The 3,301-nt window shown below is 67.4% G+C and carries 3 protein-coding genes and 1 pseudogene; 3 read left to right on the top strand and 1 reads right to left on the bottom strand.

The genetic code is table 11. From position 1 onward, the window contains the following. Positions 1-344 (top strand): annotated as a pseudogene (locus AC08OV_RS22320) (acyl-CoA desaturase); the annotation flags it as partial. A gap of 252 nt (positions 345-596) precedes the next feature. On the opposite strand, the gene AC08OV_RS22325 reads toward AC08OV_RS22320, so the two are convergent. Further along, positions 597-944 (bottom strand): FDXHR family putative zinc-binding protein, encoded by a 348-nt coding sequence (locus AC08OV_RS22325; protein ID WP_476615971.1) that lies wholly within the window; start codon positions 942-944, stop codon positions 597-599. A gap of 237 nt (positions 945-1,181) precedes the next feature. Here AC08OV_RS22325 and AC08OV_RS22330 point away from each other — a divergent pair, with 237 nt between their 5' ends. Then, positions 1,182-1,574 (top strand): hypothetical protein, encoded by a 393-nt coding sequence (locus AC08OV_RS22330; protein WP_476615972.1) that lies wholly within the window; start codon positions 1,182-1,184, stop codon positions 1,572-1,574. 660 nt (positions 1,575-2,234) lie between these two features. Continuing rightward, the gene (locus AC08OV_RS22335; RefSeq protein WP_476615973.1) at positions 2,235-3,161 is read left to right on the top strand and encodes a hypothetical protein; all 927 of its coding nucleotides are present in this window, start codon (positions 2,235-2,237) and stop codon (positions 3,159-3,161) included. Positions 3,162-3,301: the final 140 nt, after the last annotated feature.

The raw sequence follows: 3,301 nt of genomic DNA on the forward strand, positions 1-3,301 counted from the left end.
CGGCGACCGCGTTGTTCTGGGGGGCGCTGGTCCGTATCGCGCTGCTGCACCACGTCACCTTCTCCATCAACTCGATCTGCCACACGATCGGCACCCGACCGTTCGCGGCCCGGGACCGCTCCAGCAACGTGTGGTGGCTGGCCATACCCTCGCTGGGGGAGTCGTGGCACAACCTGCACCACGCCGACCCCACCAGCGCCCGCCACGGCGTCCTGCCCGGCCAGATCGATCCCAGCGCCGCACTCATCCGCCTGTTCGAGAAGCTCGGCTGGGTGCACGACGTGCGGTGGCCCACCGCCAAACGGATCGCCGCCCGCCGCGTGGACGCGGGCGCGGTCCTTTGAGAAACGACGCCGAACGTCGTAGCTTGGCCGGAGAAAAACCGGCACGGGCTTTGAGCGTGCCACCTCGGTCGAATCTTCACTGACGGGCATCCTTTACCCCGTCCGTCCACTACACCGTGACGGTGGCACGTCCCTACCACCATGCCTGGCGTCGTGCCTGGCGTCGTGCCTGCTGCGACCGGCTCGGCCATCCAGTCCCGGCCGCAGGCGGCAGGTGGGATCCGCCTACCGTCCGGTGAGGGGAGGGCTCGGTCAGCCGGCCATCCGTACCGCGCCGCCTCCGCCGCCTCCGCCTCCGCCGCCGCCGCCGGCGGCGCCCGCGGGGCCGGCCGAACCGCCCCGCCGGTCGGAGACCCGCAGGATGCGGCCGGGCGGCTGTTCGTCTCCGCTGAGCCAGTATCCGCGGTCGCGGCGCAACCCGGCCCGTTCCGGGGAAAGGCAGGTCCCCTTCACCCGATGCGCGTCGAAGCCGGTGGTGGTGCCGGCGAAGGTCTCGTGGCAGGACGGGCAGTGCGCCGCGGTCAGCGCCGTCCAGCGTACGTCGCAGCCGCCGCAGCTGAGCAGGATGGGGCGTTCGTACTCGCTGTCCCGCCCTGCCATGAAACCGCCTCTTCCCGCGAAGGTTCCGATCTCCCGTCGTCGGATTCTTGCCGCTCAACGTTTCCAACGTGGGCATTTCGGCTTTGTAGCTCTTCGGGCGCGTCGCGTCACCGGGCTGCCACCGGCCGCTGGAGGCGCCGCGGACCCTGGTGCTGCTACCGTGAGCACCGGTGCGGCGACCGTGAGAAGCGGTCCGGAGGGGCGTGAACTGTCGGGCCCGCCGGTGAGAATCGACCAGTGACGTTGGCATCCCCGTCCTACCCGGAGTCGGGCCGGCTCGCCCGGCTGCGGGCCGACGGGTTCGCCCGCCGGGATCCGCTGGCCGGGGCCGGCCAGATCGCGCGGGTGCTCGCCGGGATCGAGGCGTTGCTGGCACCCCGCTGGGTCTGGTGGTCGGCGCGGTCCGCGGCGCGCGTGCCGCTCGCCGCCGGTATCCGGATCGGCGCCAGCTGGGATCTGGCCGCCGTCCACCGGATACTGCACGGCGGCCGCCGCCCAGGCCGGTCTGCACAACCTGCCCGCCCGGTCACCCGGAGCCTCTGGGTAGGCGCATCGGGTGGGGAGGTTATCCGGACGGTGGCCGAATTATGGGGAGCCAGTCACGGTTTGGGGACCGCAGACCGTGCCTAGGTCCCCCAAATTCGTCGGCCGACGGCTGGCCGATGGAGTCCAGCCAGCGCTCGCACAATCGTCTACCGTCTCGTTTCAAGATAATCAACGGTGTTGACGACACTTCGCATCCCATGATCAAAAATAAAAACCCCAAACAGCATCAGGGGAGTGGGAGCCAAACCAGTTGATCATTAGTAGACGTGAAAGCCTCGTAGAGCTGGCGTGGAAGCTCCGGATGACCGGCGGCGGCGGGGTTCGACGTGTGTGGGTCGAGGTGTGTCACGTTCATCCGGGCCGGTCGATCAACTGCGGCTGAGCGGCACGGTGCCGAGGAGGGGAGACCCTGCGACCGGCTCTACTTGACATAATGCTCATTATCGGCGTTTTTGGTGGGGTGGGGGAGGGTCCGGCGTGAACCTGGCACAGAGCAGGCGGGCGCTCACCATGCGGGATGCCCGCCGAAGGTGTTTGCCCACCACCTGGATCACCATGGATCACCAGAGGTGCAGGGCAGCCCGCCGTGCCGTCTGACGGCATCAAGTTTCAGATTCTGGTTCTGGTGTGACCCTGTCATCTGGCAGGGTCACACGCCGGTGTACCCGATCTATGCTGCCCTCACGAAAAGAAAGAAGAAGCGATATTAGCTTCCCGCGCATGACAGCGGAAGGGAGGGTCGTCATGAAAAGACTGAGGCGCAACGCGGGGCTTCTGCTGGCCACAGCATTCGCCGTCTCCACGGCGAGTGCAGGCGTGCTGGGTGGCGTGTCCGGGCAACAGCAGGAGCACGTCAGCGGCCCGGGCCTCAGTCCGGTGGTGCGGGAACTCACCGCGCAGGATAAGACCACGCTGTATGAGGCGGAACAAATCCTGCTGCGCAACTGCATGGGGGCACACGGCTTCAACTATCACCCCGTTCCCCAGTTTCCCGTCCCCGACGCCCGAGAGTTTCCCTACGTCATCGATGATCTGTCCTGGGCTCGCCGGCACGGCTACGGCAGTGACATTCAGGATGAGTTGGCCAAGGCCCGCGAGTCCGATGTCAACCAGAAGTACTTCCGCTCTCTGCCGCCCACCCGCCGAGCGCAGGCCCTGAAGGCCGCAAACGGTCAGAACCCTGTTGAAGTCACCGCTCGCGCTCCTGACGGCATGGTGCTGCAGCGCAGCTCCCAGGGCTGTCAGTCGGAAGCCGAGCGCACCCTCTACGGTGACCTTCCTACCTGGTTCCAGGCGAAGGTAACCATGGAATCCCTCCCGCAGGTCCGCTCACAGCACGTGCTGGCAGACCCGCGGTTCGACCAGGCCGTCAAACCGTGGGCTGAATGTATGCGCGCCGCCGGTCGCCCTTACCGCAGCCCTGCCGAGCTCCGTGAGAAGGCCCTGCCGGACCAGAAAGAGACCTTGCTGCCCCGTGAGCAGGAGATCGGACTTGCCGTCACCGAGGCACGCTGCGCTGCCGTTTCCGGTCTGGCCGCGAAAGCCAAGGCGCTCGACCTGGAGCACGCCGAGCGGCTCAACCGCCAATACCACGCAGAGCTGGATACCGCCCACCGGCTCCAGCTCGCAGCCTTGCCCCGAGCTCGCCCTATTACTGCGCAGCTACGCTGACCGCATGTGACGGGGCGGAAGAGAAAACCATCCAAGAACACACCGAAAAGGGAGACCATCATGCGCACCATTTACCGTGCCCTGGCCGTATCGGCCGTAGCGGCCGCCAGCGCGGCCGTGCTGCCCGCCACCGCCCAGGC

The organism is Frankia sp. CeTa3Moorea (assembly GCF_978021225.1).

Bases quoted from the DNA above. Each gene is read 5' to 3' on its own strand.
- AC08OV_RS22335 (WP_476615973.1), top strand. From the start codon at position 2,235: ATGAAAAGACTGAGGCGCAACGCGGGGCTTCTGCTGGCCACAGCATTC.
- AC08OV_RS22325 (WP_476615971.1), bottom strand. From the start codon at position 944: ATGGCAGGGCGGGACAGCGAGTACGAACGCCCCATCCTGCTCAGCTGC.